Consider the following 22,343-nt stretch of genomic DNA (forward strand, 5'->3'; position numbering starts at 1 on the left):
GGCCGCGCGCCGCCAAACCCTCGGGCGCGCTGGGGCTCAGGCGCCTGGCGCGGTCCAGTCCCTCGGGAACAGCAGCATCGCATCGCCATAGGAAAAGAACCGGTAGCGCTGCTCCACCGCGTGCCAGTAGGCCTGCAGGATGCGCTCCTTGCCCGAGAAGGCCGATACCAGCATCAGCAGCGTGCTTTCGGGCAGGTGGAAGTTGGTCACCAGCGCGTCGACGCTGCGGATGCGGTAGCCGGGGAAGATGAAGATGCGGGTCTCGCCGGCGAACGGCTGCAGCTCGCCATCGCGCATGGCGCTCTCCAGCGCGCGCACGACCGTGGTCCCCACGGCGATCACGCGGCCCCCGGCGGCGCGGGTGCGTCGGATCTGCTGGATCAGTTCGGCCCCCACATTGAGCCATTCGCTGTGCATGCGGTGCTCGCGCACATCGTCCACGCGCATGGCCTGGAAGGTGCCGGCGCCCACGTGCAGGGTGATGTGGCCGAACTGCACACCCTTGTCCTTCAGCGCCTCCAGCAGCGGCTGGTCGAAGTGCAGGCCGGCGGTCGGTGCGGCCACCGCGCCCAGTTCACGGGCGAACACGGTCTGGTAGCGCTCCTGGTCGTCCTGCCCCGGCGCGCGGGTGATGTAGGGCGGCAGCGGCATCTGCCCGGCCTTGATCAGCCAGCTGTCCAGGGCCTCGCCCACGTCGAAGCGCAATTCGTAGAACTCGCCTTCGCGCCCCAGCACCTCGCAGCTGCCCCCGGCATCCAGCGCAATGCGGCCGCCCGGCTTGGGCGACTTGCTCGCCCCGATCTGTGCGTGGGCACGGTTGTCCGGCAACAGGCGCTCGATCAGGATTTCCACGCGCCCGCCGGTTTCCTTCACCCCGAACAGCCGCGCCGGAATCACCCGGGTGTCGTTGAACACCAGCAGGTCGCCGGCATCGAGCTGGTCGACCAGGTCGCGCACGTGCAGGTCGGCCAGCGGCGCATCGCCCGGCGGGACGATCAACAGACGGCTGGCGGAACGCTCGGGCAGCGGTGCCTGGGCGATCAGCTCGGGCGGGAGGTCATAGTGGAAATCGGACTTCTTCAACGCGGGCAGTCGGTATCGGGTCGGCCGCGTATTCTAACGGGCCGGCGCGACCGGTCCCGCCGTGGCGCAGGCCCGCCCCTGCGAAAGGGGGCGCCTGCGCCGGCTCACTCAGCCCATCACCGGGCCCTGGACCACCGGATTAGCGCGTTCCTGCGCCTGCTGGCGCGCGTGCGACTGGGCGAGCTGATCGGTGGCGACTTGCCATTGCGCGGTGCTGGCCTCGACCGGGCGTTGCACGGCGCTGACCACGTCCACCTGCGCCCGCTGGCGCGCCTCGACCGGGCCGTTGGACGCCTCCACCGCAAAGGCGCGGCTGCCGTCCGGACTCAAGCCCACCCGATCGATCGAGGACAGATGCGGGCTGGCAGCGGTCAGTGCCGCGGCCAGGCGCTCGCTGCTGCCATCGGGCGTGCGCCCCATGCCCTGGTCGATCTGCGAGACCCCAGCGTAGGCCTGCTGGTAGCGGCCGTTGGCCGGATGCGCCGGGTCGCGCATGTCCGGCAGCGGCAACGCGCCCGGAGCGAGCGAGGCGCCGTGCTGGCGATGCTGCTCCCGGCGCGCAGGCTCACCCGCAGGCAGGGACGGTTCGATGAGTTCACGGATCCGGTCGGCGGCCGGACCGGGGCCCCTGAGGATCTCGCTTGCATCACCCAACGCGCTCGCGCCGCGGCGGATCGCCCGGATGTCGCTCCGGTAGCTTTCGATCATGTGGTCGTGTTCGCGCGCGCGCGTCCGCGCGCCTGGATCGCCCAGCACCGACACGTCGGGCCGGTAGTTACCGTCGACGTTGAGGAAGTTGTGCATCATGTGCGAGGTGTTCACCGAGGCCACGACTGGGTGATCAGGCGTCAGCACATCGGCGAGGACGCCATCCCGATAGCCGGACATGCGCAGCTGCGTGATTTCCGAAGCATTGGCGTAGACGCGAACCTGCCCGTAGTGCGGACTGGCCGAGCTGACCACATCGGCCGCCATGACGTGATTGATGAACTTCGGCGTGGCTTCCTCGGGAATCCGCATTCCCAGGCTGGCGGCGCCATAGGGGTTGAAGGCCTCGCCGCGCAGATCGAAGTGGTGCGCGGTGATCTGCGCCAGCGTGCCGCCGAGGGAGTGGCCGGTGACGGTGACTTCCGGAGCGGGAACACTCTTCTGATGTCCATACTTCTCAGCGCGCCACTGTGCTTCGCGCGTCAACGCGATCGCGTCGGCGGCCTGCTGATTGGCACGACTGAACACCATCCCGCCGTCGGTGAGTAAGCCATCCCTGAGCGGCTCCCTCGTGAACTCCGTTCCACGATGCGCGACCACGATTTCACCCGTGTCCTCACGCTGGAAGATGGTGCCCTGATAACCAGAAGGTTTGTCGGCATGGGCCAGGATTCGGTAGCTGGTCCCGTCGTCCATCTTGACAACTTTGCCGACCAGAGACTGCAGATCAATGTGCTCATTGCCCTTCTGGTCACGCCCATAACTGAAGTCAGCCAGGTCGGCGTACTGCTGGCTGCTGAGCGTCACGGCGCACGCTCCTTCTCGGCGGCAAATTTCACCGTAAAGAGATCAGAGTCCTTGATCGATGGGCCAAACCTGGATCGATTGCTCTCCCCCGTATCGATCGGCTCATACTCGGCATCACGATCCGAGTAAGAGATCTTGTTGAAGAAAACATGCTCAGTGGAAGCTGAGAGCAACTTGTCATCCGGAATGCTCGGAATGAACAAGGTCTCTTCATGCGCTCCCGTCGGCTTCATATGCACGCGGAACTGGATCAGCTTCCAGTGGCAAACGCCGCGTCCGGTGTAGTCCTGGTCGAGCATCTGGTCGGCGTAGACGACGGCCTCGTACTCGGTGTCGGAGATCTTCCGCAGCGGGATCTCCACATCGTCAGTGGGCACCGGCGCGCTGCGGCCGCCGGGATTGTCCTTCGGCGGGCTCAGGCACTCCTTGTTGACCACGTCGTACTGCGCCAATGCCTTCATCCAGCCGAAGGGCCCGGGCGCGTCCTTGATGGTCATGGTGACGCGGTAGGCATCCTTTGGCGCGGGGTTGCGCGCGGACGCGGCGGTGCCGCCGTGATCGGCAGTCGATGAGGTCACAGCATTCATATCGGTCCTTGAATCCGAAGGAGAACAGGCGGCCAGGGCGAACAACAGCGCGGGGGCGGCAAACAGACGGAGCTGGGGGCGCGTCATGGGATCCTTCCACGGGGAATCGGCAAGCCTTGCGGGAATGGTCGTCACCGCAAGGGAGCCTGTCAAATTGGGATGCAGTGCAGAAACAGCGCGATGAAAGAACGCGATGCGGTCGAGCCGCCTGCCTGAGGGAGCGCGACGCGATCAAGGTGATGCGCGCCCTGCCCGCATCCGCTTAGCGTTCGAACTTGGTCGACAGGATGATCGAGGAGGTCGTGCGCTCCACCCCATCGATAGCCCCGATCCGGTCGGTCAGTTCATCCATTTCGCCCACGGTCGGCGCCATGCCGATGGCGATCAGATCGTGCGGACCGCTGACCGAATGCAGGGCGCGTACCTGGGCCATCGCGCGCAGGGCATTGGTCACCGCCACCATCTGCTTGGGCCGCACCGTCACCAGGATGTGGGCGCGGATATGGCCATGTTCCACGTCGTCGCGCAGGCGCACACCGTAGCCGGCGATCACCCCTTGCCGCTCCAGTTTCTGCAGCCGGCTCTGCGCGGTCGTGCGCGACACGCCCAGGCGGCGCGCAATCTCAGACACGGGCGCACGGGCGTCCTCGCGCAGGATGGCGATCAAGGCTTGGTCGGAAGTGGAAATCGTCGCCATGTACAGAACCACTCGTCGATTCGACGAAAAAAGCCGATGAAGTGCCCGGATCATACCTGCCAATCCACCGCAGGATGTCCCAATAATGGAAGCAAGTCGGCGCCGTCAGGCCTGCCGCCACACTTTCCACCCTTGCCGCCAGGAGGTTCCATGTCCGTGATCGCTTCCCTCGCCCCGCTGCGCGCCCGCGCCGGCGCCCGCCAGACCACCGGCCTGGATGACGCGACCCTGGAGCGCCTCGCCGGCTCGCATCCCGAACTCGGCCAGGCCATCGGCGCGGCCGCCGCCCAGTTCGAGGCCCTGGCCGCCGAGTTCGATGACCTCCTGGACCTGGACGAGGCCGAGCAGGTCGCGCGCCTGCAGGCCGGCTACGTCAATTTCTATGCAGACGATGCGGTCAACCCGTACGTGGCCCTCGCCGCGCGTGGGCCCTGGGTGGTCACCCTCAAGGGTGCGGTGCTCTTCGATGCCGGTGGCTACGGAATGATCGGCTTCGGCCATACGCCCGAGGCCGTGCTGGACGCGATGGCCCGTCCCCAGGCCATGGCCAACATCATGACGCCCAGCCTGTCGCAGCTGCGCTTCGAGCGTGCGATGCGTGCCGAGATCGGCCACACCCGGCCGGACGGCTGCCCGTACGCGAAATTCCTGTGCCTGAACTCGGGCTCTGAGTCGGTTGGCCTGGCCGCGCGCATCGCCGACATCAACGCCAAGCTGATGACCGATCCGGGCGCGCGCCACGCGGGCCACACCCTCAAGCGCGTGGTGGTCAAGGGCAGCTTCCATGGCCGCACCGACAAGCCGGGGCTGTACTCGGATTCCACCCGCAAGACCTACCAGCAGCACCTGGCCAGCTATCGCGGCGAGAACTCGGTCATTGCCGTGGCGCCCTATGACGAAGCCGCGTTGCGCCAGGTCTTCGCCGATGCCGATGCCAATGGCTGGTTCGTCGAGGCCGTGTTCCTGGAGCCGGTGATGGGCGAAGGCGACCCGGGTCGGGCGCTGCCGCCGGCCTTCTACGCCGCCGCGCGCGAACTGACGCGCGCCCATGGCAGCCTGCTGCTAGTGGATTCGATCCAGGCCGGCCTGCGCGCCCACGGCGTGTTGTCGGTCGTGGACTACCCGGGCTTCGAGGGCCTTCAGGCACCGGACCTGGAGACCTACTCCAAGGCACTCAACGCCGCCCAGTATCCGCTGTCGGTGCTGGCGGTGACCGAGGCCACCGCCGCGCTGTACCGCAAGGGCGTCTACGGCAACACGATGACCTCCAATCCGCGCGCACTGGACACCGCCTGCGCCACGCTGGGCCTGCTCACCCCAGCCGTGCGCGCCAACATTCGCACCCGCGGTGCGCAGGCCGTGGCCAAGCTGGAACGGCTCAAGGCCGAGCTCGGCGGGCTGATCACCAATGTGCAGGGCACCGGGCTGCTGTTCTCCTGCGAGCTAGCCCCGCAGTTCAAGTGCTACGGCGCGGGCTCCACCGAGGAATGGCTGCGCATGCACGGGCTCAACGTGATCCACGGCGGCGCCAATTCGCTACGCTTCACTCCGCCGTTCACCATTGCCGAGGACGAACTGGATCTGTTGGTCGGTCTGGTCGGCCGTGCCCTGCGCGAAGGGCCGCGCCTGCGCGAGGCCGAGGCCGCCTGAGACTGACGGCCCTACACGGAAAAAGCCCGCGGTTAGCGGGCTTTTTTTTCGTGCCTCCCCGCTCAAATCGGCGCGGCGGTGAGTTTGCGGCGCAGGTAGTTAGTCACCGCACGCCGCGGGCTCTTGCCACGCCAGGAAGCCCAGCACAGATGGGAGCCAAACGCGGCTTCGCCCGCACGCTGGCCGAGCCCAAACCAGGTGCGGTCCGGGTGAAAGGCGTTGCGCGGTGGGAAATAGACATCGCCAAAGCGATCTCGATTGGCGAGATAGAACAAGGTCATGCCTCGCGGGCCGGAGATCAAGGGAATCCGGCGATGATCTTCAAGCACTTCAGGCGCATGTGCCTGGAAGATGTGCGCGATGAACGCCGACCAGAAAGGGTGGCCTGCCTGTGAGCCGAGCACCGCGTTGCCGATCTTGAAATCCTGTGTCCCTTCAGCGCCCTCTTCAAGCGGCAGGACGCACACCTTGGACATCAGGTGCGCGTCCATCGGCTTGAGCAGCTTGTAGTCCGTGTCGAAATAGAAGCCGCCGAAGGCGTGCATGTACGCACAGCGCGCGATATCGGCCTGCATCACACCGAAGGCAATCCTCGCGTACTGCTCATGGAACTGCGGAAAGTGCTCTCGGATCAATGCATCGTTGGCGGCGTCATCCCACAGGTGCCCCTCCCAGTCCACCAGCGTGCGCTCCATCCGGCGACGCATCTGGCGTTCCTCCCAGCTCAGTTGCAGGGTCGGTGCGGTCAAATGGAAAATCTGAGGGATCACAAGGACGCTTCCATGTCGCTTGGCGGGGAGAACGTCAACGCCGAGTGCGGCGTGATCAGGCGGTGCCAGAAGGGCCAGCATCTCCGTATCCAGCCCCTCAGATAACTAGATCACAAAAAATATCTCGACTTCAACAGGTTTTTGCCCGCTTTTATTCCCCGGCCCGTGCCGCGCGTCCTTGCCCACGTTTCACCGCCTCGGCGATCAGTGCGCGCGCCTCGGCCGCATCGCCCCAGCCATTGAGCTGCACCGTGTTGCGACCGGCAGGCAGGTCCTTGTAGACGCGGAAGAAGGCCTCGATGCGCTGGCGTTCGAGCTCCGGCAGGTCCTTCAGGTCCTGGATGTCCGCGTAGGTGGGATCGACCTTGTCGGTGGGCACGCCGATGATCTTCTCGTCGTGCGCGCCCTTGTCGATCATGCGCAGCACGCCGATCGGGCGGAAGTCGATCAGCACGCCCGGATGCAGCGGCTCACGCGTCAAGACCAGCGCATCCAGCGGATCGCCATCGCCGGCCAGCGTGCTGGGCATGGAACCGTAGTTGGCCGGATAGGCCACCGGCATGGACTGGAAACGGTCGACGAAGACCAGCCCATCCTCGCGCGTCTCGTACTTGGTGAAGCTGCCGGCCGGGATTTCGATCATGACCCGCGCTTCGGCCGGCGCGGCCTTCGGCTGCGGCACATGCAGCGGGTTGCGCATGAACTCCGGGCCCTGGGCCAGGGCGGGCACGGCAACGAGCACCATGGCGGTACAGAAGAAAAGTTTGAAGCGCATCGTGGGTTCCTCGGGACGAATGGGGCCAGGCGCCGGGTCACCGACCCGGGCTTGGGGCGTTGGGTGCGGAGGGCTGATGACGCCCCAAACCTGTCAGCCGTGTTGGCGGAACTGGCTCATTCCCAGCAGCGGTCCTCGCGACCCTTGGGTGACTCGCCCCGCGCACAGTCGCGCGGGGCGATGCGGCCGTCGGTCCGCTCAACCAGACGCTTGCTGCCATCGGCCTCGCGCACCACGTCGAACGCGTCGTACAGCCGCCCGGTGGCGGTACGCGACTCGTAGGACAGGTGCTGCGGATCAATCTTCAGGACCTGGTAGAGCTGGGTGTCCTCGCCCACCGGCTTCATCGTCTTGCGTGCGTCATCCGACAGCCGGTATTGCTTGGGTCCGGCCACCGAGACGATGAACACCGGTGTGGTCGTGTTGTCGGTGTCGCCGCGACGACCGTAGGTATGGTCATGGCCCTGCAGCACCAGGTCGACCTTGTGCCTGCGGATCACCGGCAGCACCTGCTCGACCAGCAGCGCATTGTCACGTGCTGCGCGCGGGGAATAGAACGGCTGGTGGATCACGACGATCGACCACGGGTGCGGGTTGCCGGTCAGCACCTGGTCCAGCCACGCCGCCTGCGCCGCGCCGGTGTCCAGGTCCAGTGCCGAGGTCCCGTCGATCACCGCGATCCGCACGTCCTGGTAGTCGAACCAGTAGGTGGTCTGCGCGGTGGCAGTCGGACCATTTCTCGGCAGCGCGAACGTCACCGGCCAGTGGCCGCCGAGCGCACGCCGCTGCTGCGGGGTGTCCTCGAATTCCTCGTGATACTCATGGTTGCCCGGGGCCGGTGCGACTGCCGTGCCTTCCAGCAGCCAGCGCCCGGCCTCGAACCACTCGGCCCACTCGCTGTCGTCCACGCCATCCTTGCCACTGACCAGGTCGCCGGCGAACAGCGCCAACCGTGCATCGGGCGTGCTGCGCCAGGCTTGGCGCAGGACCCGTGAGACCAGGCTGAGGTTCTTGTTCTGGGTGTCGCCGAAATACAGCAGCGTCAGCGGAGTCCCTGCGGGCGCCGCCGTGCGGAAGTGGTTCCAGCTGCCCCAGGTGTCGTGGCCCTGCACGCGATAGGCATACAGTGTGTTTGGCTTGAGCCCATCGATGTCGACGCGATGGTGATGCGCAACGCCGTTTTCGGTCTGCAAGACCCGCGTGTCGGCCTTGAACACCCGCGGCGGCCCCAGGTCCGGCGAATCGCCGGCCACCACCAGTTCCAGCGCCGGCTGCGAGACACGGGCATCGGTGCGCCAGGCCACGGCAAAGCCGGTGGCGGCATCCTGCGCCGGCGAGGCGACGATGCGGTCCGGAAATCCGGTGGCCGCGTAATGCGTGCTGCCCGGGGGCACCTGGGTGTTGGGCTCGACCTGCGCCTGCGCCGCGACGCCGCCCAGCCAGGCGACGCAGCACACCCCAAGCAGCAGGCCGCTGCGAATGCGCCCCATCAAGGCGCGCATGCTTTCAGCTTCAACGTCTTGGCGATGTCGCGCCAGTCGAACGCCGCCACGGCCTGGTCGTCGTGCAGCGCGTACAGCACGCCCTGCGGGAAGCGCGCATCCCCACGGGCATCCATCCACACCCCGTCGGTGTTGGCGGTGACCTTGCCGGAGAACGCACCGACCGGCGCCAGGGTCTTGCGGTCGAACACGTGGAACAGGCTGCGATCCTTGAACTGGTCGGTGCCGATCCAGTAGCCGCTGCCATCCTGGCAGGCCAGCAGGGCGATGCCTTCGGCCTGGGCCTTGTACAGATCCGCGCCGATGTCCTTGTCCGCATAGGTGCCGTCGGACAGCCTGTACTCACGCAGGCGCGTGCCTGCCGGCACATCTTCCTCGGCCAGAAGCAGGCGGTCGTTGGCCGGATCACCGAACACCGACTCGGCCACGCGGATCGCACCGGCCTGGGTGGTGTCGCCGAAGGTCTGGGTCAGCGTCGCCTTCCACGCATCGCCCTGGCGCGCCAGCTGGTAGCGACGGAAGCGCTGGCCCAGGTTGGCCAGTGGCGGGACGGTTTCCTCGTCGGCGCCCAGCATGTAGTTGTCACTGACGATGACTTCGATGCCACCGTCCTTCTCGTGCGCCCACAGGCCGTAAGGCTTCTTCAGCTCCGCGGCGCCAAACACCGCCACCGATTTGAACGCCGGCAATGAGAAGGCCTGCACCCGATGGTTGTCGCGCTCGACCACCAGGGCCAGGTCGCCCACCACCGCGATGCCATTGGGCCGGTCCAGCTGGCCCGGTGCTGTCCCCTTGCCGCCAACGGTGCGTAGGCGCTCACCGGTATCGCCATCGAACACCACCAGTTCACCGGTCTTCTTGGCGGTGGTGATCACCCAACGCTTGCCGTCCGGGGCCTCCCAGGCGGCGGGCGAATCGAGGTTGTCCGCCGGCGTGGAAGGGGTGACGAACGCTTCGTCCACCACCGCATGCGGGATGTTGGCCTCGCTGAGCAGGGGATCATGCTCGGTGGATTCGTCGGGCTCACGGTCGGCGGCATCGGCCACCGGCGGCGCGGGCGTCGCAGCAGCCGGCGCGGCCGGCGCGGCGTCCTGCGCCGGGTGGCAGGCCGAGAGCAGCGCGCACGCCAGGGCCAGCGCGGCCGGGCCGCGCAACAGGGACACGGCCGCCATCAGAGCTTCACCTTCACGCCGACCGCGTAGGTGCGGCCGTATTCCTCGTATTGCTGGGTGTGCGAGCGGTCGCCCTGGTAACGCTCCAGCGGCTTGTCCAACAGGTTGGACGCATCGAAGTACAGTTCCACGTTGTCGGTGACCTGGTAGCTCAGGCCGAAATCCAGCTGGGTGTTGGGCGCGACATAGATATCGAAGTCACGTCCCTTGCCCAACTCGTCCAGGTACTCACTGCGATACACCGCCGAGACCCGCGCCGAGACGCCGTACTTCTCGTACCCCAGGTAGCCGCTGTACACATGCTTGGAGGCGCGCGGCAGCGTGAAGTCCTCTCCTGCGCGGTCTTCCAGGCCGGGGTCGAAATCGGTGTCCAGCCAGGTGCCGCTGGCGCCGACCAGCAGCCCGTTCCAGCCCTCGGGCAGGAAGCTCAGCGACTGCTGGTAGTTGAACTCGGCGCCCTTCACCCGCGCGTTGTCGCCGTTGATGGCCATGGACACGTCGTAGCCGGCATAGTCGGCATCGTTGTTGCGCACCGTGTCGACGATGTAGCCATCGATCCACTTCTCGAACAGGCCCAGCGAGACGATGCCACTGTCGCCCAGGTACTTTTCGAAGGAGAAGTCCAGGTTGGTCGACTCGTAGGGATCCAGGTTCGGGTTGCCGACCTCCACTTCCATGTCATCGTTGTTGATCGTCGCGTGCGGCGCGATCTGGCCGAAGCCCGGGCGCGAGACGGTCTTGTTCAACGCCATACGCAGCGCCCAACCATCACCACCATCCCAGCGCAGGTGCAGCCCCGGCAACACGTTGGTGTAGCTGTTGCTGGCCTTGAGCTGGCTGACGCTGAAGGTCTCTTCGTCCTCGACGTCGATCTGGTTGCCGGTCGCGCTGAAGCTGGTGTTTTCCGCGCGCACGCCGGCGATCACGCGCAGTGCGCCGATGTCCCAGGTGCCCATCACGTAGGCCGCCAGGATGTCCTCGCGCGAGGTGTAGTCCTCGGCCAGGGCGGCCACGGCATTGCTGGCCACATCGCCGTCGTCGGCGCTGTAGAGATCGCCGTACTGCGCCCAATAGTCACGCATCGCCGAGGAGCTGAGCGCCTGGCCCAGGCTGTTGTGGCGATGGTCCGGCGCGGACACCGTCCAGTCGGTCAGATCGATGTCCGGGCCTTCGGACAGCTCCGGCTCGTCCTTGTTCACGTCGCGGTCGCGGAAGCGACCGAGCAGGCCCATCTTGTAGCGACCGTGCTCGCCATCGAAACGCACGTTGACCTTGGCGCTGAACTCCTTGTCGTCCGTGGCACCCGGCGACAGCACGAACTTGTTGAAGGCGTAGTTGTCGTTGGACTCCCAGTCGGGATTGGAGAAGTCGATCCGCGGCAGGCTGCCGGTCTGGTCGATGCTGGCCTCCAGATCGTTGCGCACGCTCTTGGCGAGCTTGAAGCGGGCTTCGATCTCGTCGGGCACGCGCTCCTCGGTCTTGGTGTAGCCCACCTGGTAGTCGACCACCGCATCGGTCAGGCGGTTCTCGCCCCCGAAGCTGGCCGCGTAGGCCTTCTGCTTCTTGGTGCGATAGCGCACGCGCTTGCCCAGGTCATCCACCGGGGCGCTGTAGGTGCCGTCGCCGTTGGCGACCACGTCGTCCACGTCGAAGTCGATGACGGTGTTCTGCCGGGTCTCGGCATCCTGGTAGTCGCTGTAGAGCGTGCGCAGGTAATACTTACTGTCCGCGTCCGGATGCCAGTCCAGGTTGAGGTTGGCGCCGATGCGCTTGCGATCGACGTAGTACTTGCGACGCTGCTGCTGAACCATGAACAGGTCGCCGTTGTCCAGGGTGTCGTACTCGCCTTCGGTGTTGTCGGACTGGAACTCGCGGTCCTGGTAATTCACTCCCACCGCCACACCGAAGGTGTCGTCGGCGAACAGGTCCGAGTAGTTGAACGAAGCCTTCGGGCTGGTCTTGCCGCTGAGATTCTGATGATTGGCCTCGACCTTGGCGCGCAGGCTGCGCCCGTCACGGTCGAAGGCCGAGGCGGACTCGACCTCGATGGTGCCGCCGATGGAGTCACCGGGCATGTCCGGTGTGGGCGACTTGATCACCTTCAGTCGCTCGGTCGACTCGGAGGGGATCGTGTCCAGCGGCGTGGCGCGGTTGTCGCTTTCGGCCGTGCCCAGATGCAGGCCATCGACGGTCACGCTGTTGAGCGCCGCGTCCAGACCGCGCACCACGACGTAGCGGCCTTCGCCCTGATCGCGCGTCACGCTGATGCCCGGCAGGCGGGACAGCGACTCGGCCACGTTCTGGTCAGGATAATCGCCCACATCATCGGCGGCCACTGCATCGAGGATCGCATTGGAATCGCGCTTCAGATCGATCGCGCGCACCTGAGCTTCCAGCTGCGGGCGGACCACCAGCCTGTCCAGCGTGGTCGCATCGTTGGGTGCGGCGGCGGGAGCATCGGCAGCAAAGGCTGGCGAGGCGATCAGCGTGGCCAGTGTCACGGACACGGCGATGGCAAGGCGATGGCGATTCGGCACGGCGTGGGGTCCCCAGACAGGTCGGAAAAATGTCAGGGCGCACGGTATGTCCGAGAGGTTTCATGCCAGTGACAACTCGCGGTCACACAGCTCAGACCGTCATCTTTTCTGCGTAAACCGGCGCTGGAAGACGCCATATCCGTCATGCCAACGTCATCTTCCGGCTGGTTCAGCCCGCGCCGGTTGCGGCACACTGCCCGCACCCTCCTCGAAGACCCCTGCCATGAAAACCGTCGAAGTCCGCCATCCCCTGGTCCGCCACAAGATCGGCCTGCTCCGCGATGCGAACCTGAGCACCAAGGGCTTCCGCGAACTGGTCACCGAGCTGGGCACGCTGCTGGCGTACGAGGCCACGGCGGACCTGCACACCGAGCCGGACACCTTGCAGGGCTGGGCGGGCCCGGTCGAGGTGCAGAAGATCGCCGGGGCCAAGATCACCCTGGTGCCGATCCTGCGCGCGGGCCTGGGGATGCTGCCCGGCGTGCTGGCCCTGATCCCGGCCGCGCGCGTGAGCGTGGTCGGCTTGCAGCGCGATGAAGAAACGCTGCAGCCGGTGCCCTACTTCGAGCGCCTCACCGGCCGCCTGGAAGAACGCGACGCCCTGATCCTGGACCCGATGCTGGCCACCGGCGGCACGCTGATCGCCACCATCGACATGCTCAAGCGCGCCGGCGCACAGCGGATCAAGGGCATCTTCCTGGTCGCCGCCCCGGAAGGCCTCAAGGCACTGGAGGCCGCGCATCCAGACGTGGAGGTGTATACCGCCGCGATCGACGACCATCTCAACGAGAAGGGCTACATCCTGCCCGGCCTGGGCGATGCGGGCGACCGAATCTTCGGCACGCGCGTGGAGAGCTGAACCGGTCGGCGTAGCGCGGAGCTCGCTCCGCTACAGCCCTCCCAACCAAACAGGCCCGCGTAGAGCGGAGCTCGCTCCGCTACTTTTTTGTTCGGTCAGCGAGAAAGCCCAGCGGAGCAAGCTCCGCTCTACGGGAGCAGAGGTGTTACGCGGCCAGCGGCCGCGCCTTGAGTTCCGCCAGTTCGTGGGTGGTGCCGAACCGGCCCTGCTCGTCGCGGGTCACCTGCGCCAGCGCGCAATCGGTGTCATGGGTGAAGAACAGGCGCACGTCGCGCGCCAGCGCGTCTTCCAGGAACGCGCGCTTCTCGTCGATCAGCAGTTCGGCATTGCGGTCGTAGCCCATCGTGATCGGCACATGCACCCAGAAGCGTCCCGGGATCAGGTCGGCGCAGAACGCCACCCCGCCATGGGGCCGCCCCTGCGCATCGCGCTCGGGCCCCACGATCTCGGCCAGCATCAGGCCTGGTGTGTGGCCATCGCTGTAGCGGAAGCGCACCGTCTCGCCCAGCGCCTTTGCATACTCGCCTTCGACGATCTCCAGCCGTCCGCTGGCTTCCAGCAAGCCGGGCAGCTCGGGGATGAAGCTGGCGCGATCACGCGGATGCGGCTGCCGGGCGCGCTGCCAGTGCGCCGCGCCGACCACGAAGGTCGCGTTGGGAAACAGCAGTCGAGGCCCCTGCCCCTCCGACCACGGCGCCAACAGCCCACCCGCATGATCGAAGTGCAGGTGGCTCAGGACCACCACGTCGATGTCCTCGTGCGAGACACCCGCGTGCGCGAGCGAGTCGAGCAGCACATGCTCGGCCTCGACCACGCCGTAGCGCTCACGCAGCTTCGGCTCGAAGAAGGCGCCGATGCCGGTCTCGAACAGCACGGTCTTGCCGCCCAGATCCTGCGCCAGCAGCGCGCGGCAGGCCAGGTCGATACGGTTGTGCGTGTCCGGCTGCACCCAGCGCGCCCACAGCGCGCGCGGCGCGTTGCCGAACATCGCCCCGCCATCGAGCTTCTGCGAATTGCCCACGATGGACCAGAGTTTCATCAGACGTGCCCTCCCGGCGACCAGTTGCACATGATGCGCGCGCGAGCGCTGCAGCCCAAGCCGTGGTGACGATCAGCCGGCCTGCAGGCGCGCCAGCTTGGCCAACAGATCGCCCTGGCTCTCCGGGTATTCGGGATCCGGGTCGATGCACTCCACCGGGCAGACCACCACGCACTGCGGCTCGTCGTAATGCCCGACGCACTCAGTGCAGCGCGCCGGGTCGATGACATAGATCTCCTCGCCCATGGAGATGGCCTGGTTGGGACAGGCCGGCTCGCAGACGTCGCAGTTGACGCACAGGTTGTTGATCTTCAGCGACATGGCACGTCTGCAGCGTTGCGCGGGAACACGAAGGAAGGTGCGGGCAGCCCTGCGACGATGCAAGGCGGTGAAGCAAAGAACCCCAGCCGCACGCGGCGACTGGGGTCCTGGCAGCGGCAGCGCATGCGCGCGCCGCCGTCTCGCACAGGATTACTGCTTGGTGTCGACGAACACGTAGTCCGCGCCCGACGGCTCCACGGCCGCCTTGACGCGGTCGTTGTCGGCAGCGGCGCCCACGAACAGCACGCGTGCGCCCTTGAACGAGCCCGGAGAGGCCTTGCCGAAGGCGGCCACGATCAGGTCGGCCATCTTGGCGCTGACCGGCGAACCGAAGGCCACCATGTTGCCGGTGGTCACGCCACGCTGGGCAGCGTTGTCGATCTGCTCGGCCAGGCGGTCGTATTTGCCCTGGAAGTCCGAGTCGGTCTCGGCGGGGAGGTAGTACATGATCGGCGGGTTGTTGATGTTGCCCATGTTGCGCGGCACCACGTCCTGCAGGTACTTCTTCCACGCGGCGTCATCGGTGCCCGACGGCGCGCTCATCGGTGCGGCCTCGGCTTCCTGCGCGGGCGCCGCGTCCTTCTTGCCGCAGGCGGCCAGGGACACGACGGACAGGCCCAGGCAGGCGGCCAGGAGCAGGCGGTTGGTGGACTTCATGGGTACAGCCTCCGGTTGGAATCTTTCGGTCTAGGGGCGGGGGAATCTTGGGTGGGTCGGCCGTCAGGCCGCATCGCGACGCGCATCCTGCAGCGCCTTGGCGACCGAGGCCGGCACGAAGCCGGACACGTCGCCGCCCAGGCGCGCGATCTCGCGCACCAGGGTCGAGGAAATGAAGCCGAACTGCTCGGCCGGGGTCATGAACAGCGTTTCCACGTCCGGGATCAGATGCCGGTTCATGCTGGCCATCTGGAACTCGTACTCGAAATCGGACACCGCGCGCAGCCCGCGCAGCAGCACCCGGCCGCCCACTTTGTGCACGAAATCGGCCAGCAGGCTGTCGAATCCCAGCACTTCCACGTGGGGATAGTGGGCCACCGCCGACTGGGCCAGCGCCACGCGCTGCTCCAGCGGCAGCGCCGGGCCTTTCTTCTGGCTCGCGGCAACACCGATCACCAGCCGCTCGAACAACGGTGCGGCGCGGTCGATCAGGTCGAGGTGACCGTTGGTGATCGGGTCGAAAGTGCCCGGATAGACCGCGGTCCGGATGGGCGACACGCTCATTCAGAAAATACCGTGGAAAGTTCGCCGTTCAGTGTAACAGCGCCGCCTCGGAAGCTGTCCAAGCCCCGGTGCACGCACAGACACCAGGCGCGGCGGTGGGCAGCGGACTTCACCCGAGCGCGCGGGCCAGCCGATAGCGCACCTCGCGGGTCTGGCCCTCCCGATGCAGGACGAAGCCCGACGGCAGCGCCGGTGCCTGGTCCAGCGGCGACTCCACGTACAGCCAGGCCTGGGGCGCCAGGACGCGCGGCAGGTCGTCGAGCACCTGCTGCCAGAGCCCGGCGGCAAACGGCGGGTCGACGAACGCCAGGTCGAAGCCGCCCTCGGGCTGCTGGGCCAGCCAGCCCAGCGCATCGCCCTGCACCACCTGGACCTGCCCGGCGGCCCCGAGCCGCTCCACGACCTGGACCAACTGCCGCGCCGCCCCGGTGTCGCGTTCGACCAGGACGGCCTCCGCAGCCCCGCGCGAGACCGCCTCCAGCCCCAGCGCCCCGGTCCCGGCAAACAGATCCAGCACCCGCATCCCGGCCAGTTGCCCGGTGAGCCAGTTGAAAAGCGTCTCGCGGACCCGATCGCCACTGGGGCGCAGGCCGGACACGTCCGGCACGGCCAGGCGCGTGTTGCGCCAGCGCCCGCCGACGATGCGCACCTGGCCATGGCCGGAACGGGCGGAACGGGCGGAACGGGCCGGAGACGGGGGCGGCAGACGCGGCATGGTCGGGATCGATGGGACGGCCGCAGATGATAACGATCCCGGTGCCCGCATTCCCCGTAGCGCGGAGCTTGCTCCGCTGGACACGCCGATGATCTTGCCGCACCTGTAGCGCGGAGCTCGCTCCGCTGGGCTCGCCCGAGATTTCCCTCTGTAGAGCGGAGCCTGCCCCGCTGCCCTTCGACCAGATCGCGGGAAAAGCTCCAGCGGAGCAAGCGCCGCGCTACAGGGCTTCGGCCGCATCCGCCGCTCTTGAAAACCGGGCATGTGCCCACACCCCGGGAGCCATCGGCCGCCACCGGCCTGTCCCACCCACGGAGCAAGACGACCCATGACCACCGAGACCCAGAAGGAAACCCGGGGCTTCCAGACCGAGGTCAAGCAGCTGCTGCAGCTGATGATCCACTCGCTGTATTCCAACAAGGAGATCTTCCTGCGCGAGCTGGTCTCCAACGCCGCCGATGCGGCCGACAAGCTGCGCTTCGAGGCGTTGACCGACGCCTCGCTGCTGGAAGGCGATGGCAGCGACCTGCGCGTCCGCATCACCTACGACACCGAAGCCAAGACCGTCACCATCGACGACAACGGCATCGGCATGAGCCGCGAGGAAGCCATCGCGCACCTGGGCACCATCGCCAAGTCCGGCACCGCCGACTTCCTCAAGAATCTCTCCGGCGACCAGAAGAAGGACTCGCACCTGATCGGCCAGTTCGGCGTGGGCTTCTACTCGGCCTTCATCGTCGCCGACCAGGTCGACGTCTACACCCGCCGCGCCGGCCTGCCCGCCAGCGAGGGCGTGCACTGGTCGTCCAGGGGCGAAGGCGACTTCGAGGTGGCCACCGTCGACAAGCCCGAGCGCGGCACCACCATCGTTCTGCACCTGAAGGAAGGCGAGGAAGGCTTTGCCGATGGCTGGCGCCTGCGCGGCATCGTCAAGAAGTACTCCGACCACATCGCCCTGCCGGTGGAACTGCTCAAGGACCAGCCCGCCCCGGCCGAAGGCGAGGCCCCGGCCGCGCCGGAATGGGAGGCCGTCAACCGCGCCAGCGCGCTGTGGACCCGGCCCAAGTCCGAGGTGAGCGACGCCGAGTACCAGGAGTTCTACAAGCACGTCGCCCACGACCAGACCGATCCGCTGGCCTGGAGCCACAACAAGGTCGAGGGCAAGCTGGAGTACACCTCGCTACTGTATGCCCCGGCGCGTGCGCCGTTCGACCTGTACCACCGCGACGCGGCCAAGGGCCTGAAGCTCTACGTGCAGCGCGTCTACATCATGGACCAGGCCGACCAGTTCCTGCCGCTGTACCTGCGCTTCATCAAGGGCGTGGTGGATTCCTCGGATCTGCCGCTGAACGTCTCGCGCGAGATCCTGCAAAAAGGCCCGGTGATCGACTCGATGAAGTCGGCGCTGACCAAGCGCGCCCTGGACATGCTGGAGAAGCTGGCCAAGGACAAGCCGGAGGACTACGCGAAGTTCTGGAAGGAGTTCGGCCAGGTCCTCAAGGAAGGCCCGTCCGAGGACTACACCAACCGCGAGAAGATCGCCGGCCTGCTGCGCTTTGCCTCCACCAAGTCCGGCACCGATGCCCAGGACGTGGCCCTGGCCGACTACGTGTCGCGCATGGTCGAAGGTCAGGACAAGCTGTACTACCTGACCGGCGAGAGCTTCGCTGCGGTCAAGGACAGCCCTCACCTGGAGGTGTTCCGTAAGAAGGGCATCGAGGTGCTGCTGCTGACCGATCGCATCGACGAATGGCTGATGAGCTACCTGACCGAGTTCGACGGCAAGTCCTTCGTCGATGTCGCCCGTGGCGACCTGGACCTGGGCGCGCTGGAGTCCGAAGAGGACAAGAAGGCCCAGGAAGAAATCGCCAAGGACAAGCAGAAGCTGGTCGAGCGTCTCAAGGGCGCGCTGGGCGAGGACGTCTCTGAGGTGCGCGTGTCCCACCGCCTGACCGATTCGCCAGCCATCCTGGCCATTGGCGAGGGCGACCTGGGACTGCAGATGCGCCAGATCCTGGAAGCCAGCGGACAGAAGGTGCCCGAGGGCAAGCCGGTGTTCGAGTTCAACCCCGGCCACCCGCTGATCGAGCGCCTGGATGCCGAGGCCGACGAGGACCGGTTCACCGACCTGTCCAAGGTGCTGTTCGACCAGGCCGCGCTGGCCGCCGGCGACAGCCTCAAGGACCCGGCCGGCTACGTGCGTCGGCTCAACAAGCTGCTGCTTGACCTGGCACGCTGATCACTGCACCCACACGTTGAATGAAAAGACCGGCCTTCCGCGCCGGTCTTTTTTTGTGCGCGACATCCGCATGGAACCCTGCTTCAACGCGCTGGGCGCGCAGGTCCGCCTGACTCAGCAAGGCCACACCATAGGCCGGCGACACCAGGTGTTTGCGCGCAGGGGCATGGTCTTCCAGAAGATCACGCATCGCGGTGGGCAGATCCAGGCTGCGCGCCTGTTCACTGTGATTGGTCACGATCCACACCTGACACCCCTGCCAGGCGCAGGGTCGCCTCGACCCCCACGTGCCAGGTGGAACCCATCACCGAGCGCCAGGTTCGGGAGTTGTGCAGCGCCTTTGGCCGCACGATCGCCAGCCAGTGAGATCTTCAGAACGGATGCCATTGCAGGTCGTGCTGATACCGGGCGCAGCAACAGCGCCTGCGCCCAGCCAGCGATCCACACCCTCATGCAACCGCCCAACACAGGCGGCATTGGCATCGCCTCCAGGACACCACGCAGGTGCCCTGGAGACCACACTCAGAAGCTCACCGTCGCACGCGCCCAGTAGTAACGGCCAAGCAAGTCGTAGGTCGCCACGTCGGTGTTGGCATTGCCAACATTGTTGGCGTAGTATAGCGGCGGCTGCTTGTTGCCGATGTTGTCCGCGCCCACTTCGAACCAGGTGTGCCACGGCTTGACGTTGTAGCCCACCTGCAGGTTGTTGTAGACCACTGCACCGATCTTGCGAACCACGCCTGCCTGATCGGCATCGGCCGACAGGCTCTGGTCCAGGTCGCTGCTGCCGATCTGGGTCTTGCCCACGTAGCGGATACGCCAGTTGGCGCTCCAGTCACCCAGGTTCCAACCCACCGTGCCCAAGGCTCGCCAGCGCGGGAAGTTGCCGTACGAGTAGGTGAACTTGCCGAGGTTGTGAATGGTCACCGTGCTGGGGTCGGTGGTGTCGGGGAGCACGTCATAGCGGGTCAGGTAGGTGCCGTTGAGGCTGGTGGTGAGCCGTCCCCAGGCGGTGTCAGGCAGGCGATACCCGACGTTGAAGTCGATACCACTGGCCCACAACTTGCCGAGGTTGACCGTGGGCTCGGCCACGTAATTGATGGTGCCGTTGCCGTTCCGGTGGATCAGCGAGCAGAAGGCACTGCCACCGTTGGCATAACACTGATTGAGCACCGTCTGCGCCGAGACCTGGGTGATGGTGTCCTCCAGGTTGATACGCCACCAGTCCGCGCTCAGTGAAAGGCCTTCGATCCAATGGGGGTCATAGACAAAGCCAACGTCATAGGACTTGCCGGTTTCAGGCTGGAGCTGATAGCCGGCGATGGCGGCTCCGGATGCCTTGCCCGATACCTGGCCATCGGCCTGCTGGTAGCTGCCATCGGTCGGCACATTGGCACAGGCTGCATCATGGCCACCGGTGTAGCCATTGCATGGATCGCTGGCGGTGGCCGCGTCGCCAGCCACGCCGGCGTACAACTCGCTGATGTTGGGAGCGCGGAACACCTGGGACACCGTACCGCGCAGCAGCAAGTCCTCCACGGGACGATATTCCAGCGACACCTTGCTGTTGGTCTTGCTTCCGACCGAACTGTAATCGGAAAAACGACTGCCCACGCTCAAGTTCAGCGAGCTTACGAACGGCAGGTCCTTGAGCAAGGGGAACAAGGCCTCGGCATAGGCTTCCCTGACGGTGAAGCTGCCACTGAGGACCGACGCGCAGTATTCGATCACCCCGCACAAACCGTTCTCGTCACCGGTCCACAGCGGGTCGGCCTGGGTGCTGGTGGACTCCTTGCGATAGGACACGCCTGCAGCCAGGCTCACGGTGCCCGCCGGCAGATCGAACAGGTTGCCGTTGGCATTGGCCTCGAACTGCTTGACCGTATAAACGCTGGTGTTCACCGGATTGACCAGCATGTCCTGCAGCGCCGACAGACTGGAGGCATCGTTGATGTTGAAGATATTGACCGGCGTGCAGCCGGCGATGACGTTGCCCGCGCTACCGCACTTGACCGTGCCGTCGCTGTCCATGAAAGAAGGACCCACGGCCTGGTTGAACGTCTCGTAATCCAGGAAGCCGTAATTGATCGACTTCTGCTTGACGTGTCCGTAGTTGAGGCTGGCATCCCATTGCCAGGATGACTGGCCAAAGCTGCCGCGCAGGCCTGGATTGATCTGCAGGTTGTAGGTGTTGTACTGGTAGCGCCGGTTGCCCAACCCGGTGATGCGCACGTTGAGGTCGTTGTAGGAGGTGCCCGTACTGCGGTCGGTGCCGAAGTTGACGCCGAATGGGTTGTAGTAGCTGTCGGCCGAGACCAGGAAGTTGTCGCCGTTGGCGAAGATCGGGATCGGCGCGATCACCGAGGACGACTCGGTCTTGCTGAACCATGTGTTGATGTAGGCCTCGACCGAGTCGGTCAGGCGCAGGCTGCCAAGCAGAAAGGCATTGGTACGCTTCTGCGGGGTCTGCAACAGGTTGTAGGGCTGGTAATTGTACGAGTCGTTGGCTGCGTTATAGCAATGGAAATCCCCGGCGTTGGCCATGCCGCTGACGCCAGCGTTGAGCGTGACGCGCGAACAGCCATTGCTGGACGCCAGCGCCGTGGAGGCCGCCGAGCCATCGTTGAAGTTGACCGATCCGGTCGGCGTGGCCGAGGAGCCCTGCTTCACCGGCTGTCCATCGATTAGGTACAGGGCGTCCTTGGAATAGTCGCGCTCGGCGGCCGAGACCGCATCGATGTTGTGATAAGACAGGCCGCCAACCAGGCTGCCGCGGTCCCACGCCTTGCCCGCGGTCAGCGAGAAATTGCGCCGATTGCCGTCACTCTTGGCGCTGGTGCCGAAGTCGGTGGAGAACTGCACGCCCTCATAGCGCTCGCGCAGGATGAAATTGACCACCCCGCCAATGGCATCGGAGCCATAGACGGCCGAAGCACCGTCGCTGAGCACTTCGATGCGCTCGATCATGCTGGCCGGGATCGCATTGACGTCGTTGTAGGCCAGGCGCGTGCCGTTGACCAGCACCAGGGTGCGCTTGTCGCCCAGGCCGCGCAGGGAAACCGTCGATGCGCCGGTGCCGCCCCCGTTGTTGGTGTAGGGATTGGTCGCGTTGCCGGCAATGGACGGCAGTGACTGCAGCAGGTCGCCGACCGTGGCCTTGCCGCTGGCGGTGATCTGCTCGCGCGAGACCGTCACCACCGGATTGGCGGTTTCGGTATCCACCCGGCGCAGGCGCGAACCGGTGACCACCACGCTGTCCAGGGTCTTGGGGGCCTGGTCACCGCTGGTGTCCTGCGCAAGGGCAGGCGTCATCCACGCAGCCGCCAGCGCCGAGGCGGTGGCCAGCGCGAGCGGTCGGAGGCGACGACCGGAAGATCGGACAGCCCCGTACAGCGGCCGAGGATGGGACGGGCGTGAAGGCATGTGCGAACTCCTGGATCAGTGGGGGCGAGCGAAGAGAAATGTCAGGCAAAGCGAACCACGCACCGGCATGGGCCAGTGGTCGGCAGATAAACCCTCATCAGCGAAGATCGAAAAGCGCGCCGGCGCAGTCGTGTTGCAGCGATACGAGGACACGGCCGGCCGACGGTGACCGACCTGCCTTCATCCGCCTCGATGCGTCGGCGCTTGTGCGTTGCAGTCCACCGTCAATCCCCGGTGA

Annotated in this window: 19 protein-coding genes; 3 read left to right on the forward strand and 16 right to left on the reverse strand. The window is 66.2% G+C overall.

Annotated elements, in window-relative coordinates; all coding sequences use genetic code 11:
* Nucleotides 1-36: 36 nt before the first annotated feature.
* The 4 genes from queA to ACORQU_RS01315 all read right to left on the reverse strand — a co-directional run bounded on the left by queA (nt 37) and on the right by ACORQU_RS01315 (nt 3,882).
* Nucleotides 37-1,083 carry a tRNA preQ1(34) S-adenosylmethionine ribosyltransferase-isomerase QueA gene (queA, locus tag ACORQU_RS01300; protein WP_491642892.1) on the reverse strand — a complete coding sequence of 349 codons (1,047 nt, stop codon included), beginning with the start codon at nt 1,081-1,083 and terminating at the stop codon, nt 37-39.
* A gap of 108 nt (nt 1,084-1,191) precedes the next feature.
* On the reverse strand, nt 1,192-2,598 hold the full coding sequence (locus ACORQU_RS01305; protein ID WP_491642893.1) for an XVIPCD domain-containing protein: 1,407 nt from the start codon (nt 2,596-2,598) through the stop codon (nt 1,192-1,194).
* Nucleotides 2,595-3,272 (reverse strand): hypothetical protein, encoded by a 678-nt coding sequence (locus tag ACORQU_RS01310; protein WP_491642894.1) that lies wholly within the window; start codon nt 3,270-3,272, stop codon nt 2,595-2,597. Before ACORQU_RS01310 ends, ACORQU_RS01305 begins: the two co-directional genes overlap by 4 nt.
* A 175-nt stretch (nt 3,273-3,447) precedes the next feature.
* Nucleotides 3,448-3,882: an Lrp/AsnC family transcriptional regulator gene (locus ACORQU_RS01315; RefSeq protein ID WP_271645181.1), complete on the reverse strand. Its 435-nt coding sequence runs from the start codon at nt 3,880-3,882 to the stop codon at nt 3,448-3,450.
* Nucleotides 3,883-4,032: 150 nt separating this feature from the next.
* On the opposite strand from ACORQU_RS01315, the gene ACORQU_RS01320 reads away from it, so the two are divergent.
* Entirely contained in the window at nt 4,033-5,532 is a 1,500-nt protein-coding gene (locus ACORQU_RS01320; protein ID WP_491642895.1) for an aminotransferase class III-fold pyridoxal phosphate-dependent enzyme, read from the forward strand.
* A 62-nt stretch (nt 5,533-5,594) separates the two neighbouring features.
* On the opposite strand, the gene ACORQU_RS01325 is transcribed toward ACORQU_RS01320, so the two are convergent.
* The 5 genes from ACORQU_RS01325 to ACORQU_RS01345 all read right to left on the reverse strand — a co-directional run bounded on the left by ACORQU_RS01325 (nt 5,595) and on the right by ACORQU_RS01345 (nt 12,288).
* Nucleotides 5,595-6,302 carry a glycosyltransferase family 32 protein gene (locus ACORQU_RS01325; protein ID WP_491644898.1) on the reverse strand — a complete coding sequence of 236 codons (708 nt, stop codon included), beginning with the start codon at nt 6,300-6,302 and terminating at the stop codon, nt 5,595-5,597.
* 151 nt (nt 6,303-6,453) lie between these two features.
* Nucleotides 6,454-7,002: an inorganic diphosphatase gene (locus tag ACORQU_RS01330; protein WP_491644901.1), complete on the reverse strand. Its 549-nt coding sequence runs from the start codon at nt 7,000-7,002 to the stop codon at nt 6,454-6,456.
* Nucleotides 7,003-7,193: 191 nt separating this feature from the next.
* Nucleotides 7,194-8,579: a purple acid phosphatase family protein gene (locus tag ACORQU_RS01335; protein WP_491642897.1), complete on the reverse strand. Its 1,386-nt coding sequence runs from the start codon at nt 8,577-8,579 to the stop codon at nt 7,194-7,196.
* Nucleotides 8,567-9,751, reverse strand: coding sequence for a phytase (locus ACORQU_RS01340; protein ID WP_491642898.1), 1,185 nt, complete (start codon nt 9,749-9,751; stop codon nt 8,567-8,569). The genes ACORQU_RS01335 and ACORQU_RS01340 overlap by 13 nt, the downstream gene beginning before the upstream one ends.
* Entirely contained in the window at nt 9,751-12,288 is a 2,538-nt protein-coding gene (locus ACORQU_RS01345) for a TonB-dependent receptor (RefSeq protein ID WP_491642899.1), read from the reverse strand. The genes ACORQU_RS01340 and ACORQU_RS01345 overlap by 1 nt, the downstream gene beginning before the upstream one ends.
* A gap of 223 nt (nt 12,289-12,511) precedes the next feature.
* Here ACORQU_RS01345 and upp point away from each other — a divergent pair, with 223 nt between their 5' ends.
* Nucleotides 12,512-13,147, forward strand: a complete 636-nt coding sequence (gene upp / locus ACORQU_RS01350; RefSeq protein WP_491642901.1) for a uracil phosphoribosyltransferase — start codon at nt 12,512-12,514, stop codon at nt 13,145-13,147.
* A 145-nt stretch (nt 13,148-13,292) separates the two neighbouring features.
* On the opposite strand, the gene ACORQU_RS01355 is transcribed toward upp, so the two are convergent.
* The 5 genes from ACORQU_RS01355 to rsmD form a co-directional block, all read right to left on the reverse strand.
* Entirely contained in the window at nt 13,293-14,186 is an 894-nt protein-coding gene (locus ACORQU_RS01355; RefSeq protein ID WP_491642902.1) for an MBL fold metallo-hydrolase, read from the reverse strand.
* Nucleotides 14,187-14,258: 72 nt separating this feature from the next.
* Nucleotides 14,259-14,507 (reverse strand): YfhL family 4Fe-4S dicluster ferredoxin, encoded by a 249-nt coding sequence (locus ACORQU_RS01360; RefSeq protein WP_271645174.1) that lies wholly within the window; start codon nt 14,505-14,507, stop codon nt 14,259-14,261.
* 150 nt (nt 14,508-14,657) lie between these two features.
* On the reverse strand, nt 14,658-15,164 hold the full coding sequence (locus ACORQU_RS01365) for a hypothetical protein (RefSeq protein ID WP_491642904.1): 507 nt from the start codon (nt 15,162-15,164) through the stop codon (nt 14,658-14,660).
* A gap of 63 nt (nt 15,165-15,227) precedes the next feature.
* Nucleotides 15,228-15,728: a pantetheine-phosphate adenylyltransferase gene (gene coaD / locus ACORQU_RS01370; protein ID WP_271645172.1), complete on the reverse strand. Its 501-nt coding sequence runs from the start codon at nt 15,726-15,728 to the stop codon at nt 15,228-15,230.
* Between the two features lie 109 nt (nt 15,729-15,837).
* On the reverse strand, nt 15,838-16,443 hold the full coding sequence (rsmD, locus tag ACORQU_RS01375) for a 16S rRNA (guanine(966)-N(2))-methyltransferase RsmD (RefSeq protein WP_491642905.1): 606 nt from the start codon (nt 16,441-16,443) through the stop codon (nt 15,838-15,840).
* 328 nt (nt 16,444-16,771) lie between these two features.
* Between rsmD and htpG the strand changes: the two genes are divergently transcribed.
* On the forward strand, nt 16,772-18,682 hold the full coding sequence (gene htpG / locus ACORQU_RS01380; RefSeq protein WP_491642907.1) for a molecular chaperone HtpG: 1,911 nt from the start codon (nt 16,772-16,774) through the stop codon (nt 18,680-18,682).
* Here the strand turns inward: htpG and ACORQU_RS01385 are convergent.
* A complete protein-coding gene (locus ACORQU_RS01385; protein WP_491642909.1) occupies nt 18,651-18,920 on the reverse strand; it encodes a hypothetical protein in 270 nt (89 codons plus the stop codon). The two genes, htpG and ACORQU_RS01385, sit on opposite strands and share 32 nt — an antisense overlap.
* Nucleotides 18,921-19,204: 284 nt before the next feature.
* Nucleotides 19,205-22,105, reverse strand: coding sequence for a TonB-dependent receptor plug domain-containing protein (locus ACORQU_RS01390; RefSeq protein WP_491642910.1), 2,901 nt, complete (start codon nt 22,103-22,105; stop codon nt 19,205-19,207).
* Nucleotides 22,106-22,343: the final 238 nt, after the last annotated feature.

It is taken from the genome of Pseudoxanthomonas sp. JC1303, from assembly GCF_058448525.1.

What these genes read in the sequence shown, in the direction of transcription:
- ACORQU_RS01390 (WP_491642910.1), bottom strand. Translation starts at nt 22,105, where the DNA reads ATGCCTTCACGCCCGTCCCATCCTCGGCCGCTGTACGGGGCTGTCCGA.
- ACORQU_RS01365 (WP_491642904.1), bottom strand. Translation starts at nt 15,164, where the DNA reads ATGAAGTCCACCAACCGCCTGCTCCTGGCCGCCTGCCTGGGCCTGTCC.
- ACORQU_RS01315 (WP_271645181.1), bottom strand. Translation starts at nt 3,882, where the DNA reads ATGGCGACGATTTCCACTTCCGACCAAGCCTTGATCGCCATCCTGCGC.
- ACORQU_RS01340 (WP_491642898.1), bottom strand. Translation starts at nt 9,751, where the DNA reads ATGGCGGCCGTGTCCCTGTTGCGCGGCCCGGCCGCGCTGGCCCTGGCG.
- coaD (WP_271645172.1), bottom strand. Translation starts at nt 15,728, where the DNA reads ATGAGCGTGTCGCCCATCCGGACCGCGGTCTATCCGGGCACTTTCGAC.
- htpG (WP_491642907.1), top strand. Translation starts at nt 16,772, where the DNA reads ATGACCACCGAGACCCAGAAGGAAACCCGGGGCTTCCAGACCGAGGTC.
- rsmD (WP_491642905.1), bottom strand. Translation starts at nt 16,443, where the DNA reads ATGCCGCGTCTGCCGCCCCCGTCTCCGGCCCGTTCCGCCCGTTCCGCC.
- ACORQU_RS01360 (WP_271645174.1), bottom strand. Translation starts at nt 14,507, where the DNA reads ATGTCGCTGAAGATCAACAACCTGTGCGTCAACTGCGACGTCTGCGAG.
- ACORQU_RS01320 (WP_491642895.1), top strand. Translation starts at nt 4,033, where the DNA reads ATGTCCGTGATCGCTTCCCTCGCCCCGCTGCGCGCCCGCGCCGGCGCC.
- upp (WP_491642901.1), top strand. Translation starts at nt 12,512, where the DNA reads ATGAAAACCGTCGAAGTCCGCCATCCCCTGGTCCGCCACAAGATCGGC.
- ACORQU_RS01310 (WP_491642894.1), bottom strand. Translation starts at nt 3,272, where the DNA reads ATGACGCGCCCCCAGCTCCGTCTGTTTGCCGCCCCCGCGCTGTTGTTC.
- ACORQU_RS01330 (WP_491644901.1), bottom strand. Translation starts at nt 7,002, where the DNA reads ATGCGCAACCCGCTGCATGTGCCGCAGCCGAAGGCCGCGCCGGCCGAA.
- ACORQU_RS01355 (WP_491642902.1), bottom strand. Translation starts at nt 14,186, where the DNA reads ATGAAACTCTGGTCCATCGTGGGCAATTCGCAGAAGCTCGATGGCGGG.
- ACORQU_RS01335 (WP_491642897.1), bottom strand. Translation starts at nt 8,579, where the DNA reads ATGCGCGCCTTGATGGGGCGCATTCGCAGCGGCCTGCTGCTTGGGGTG.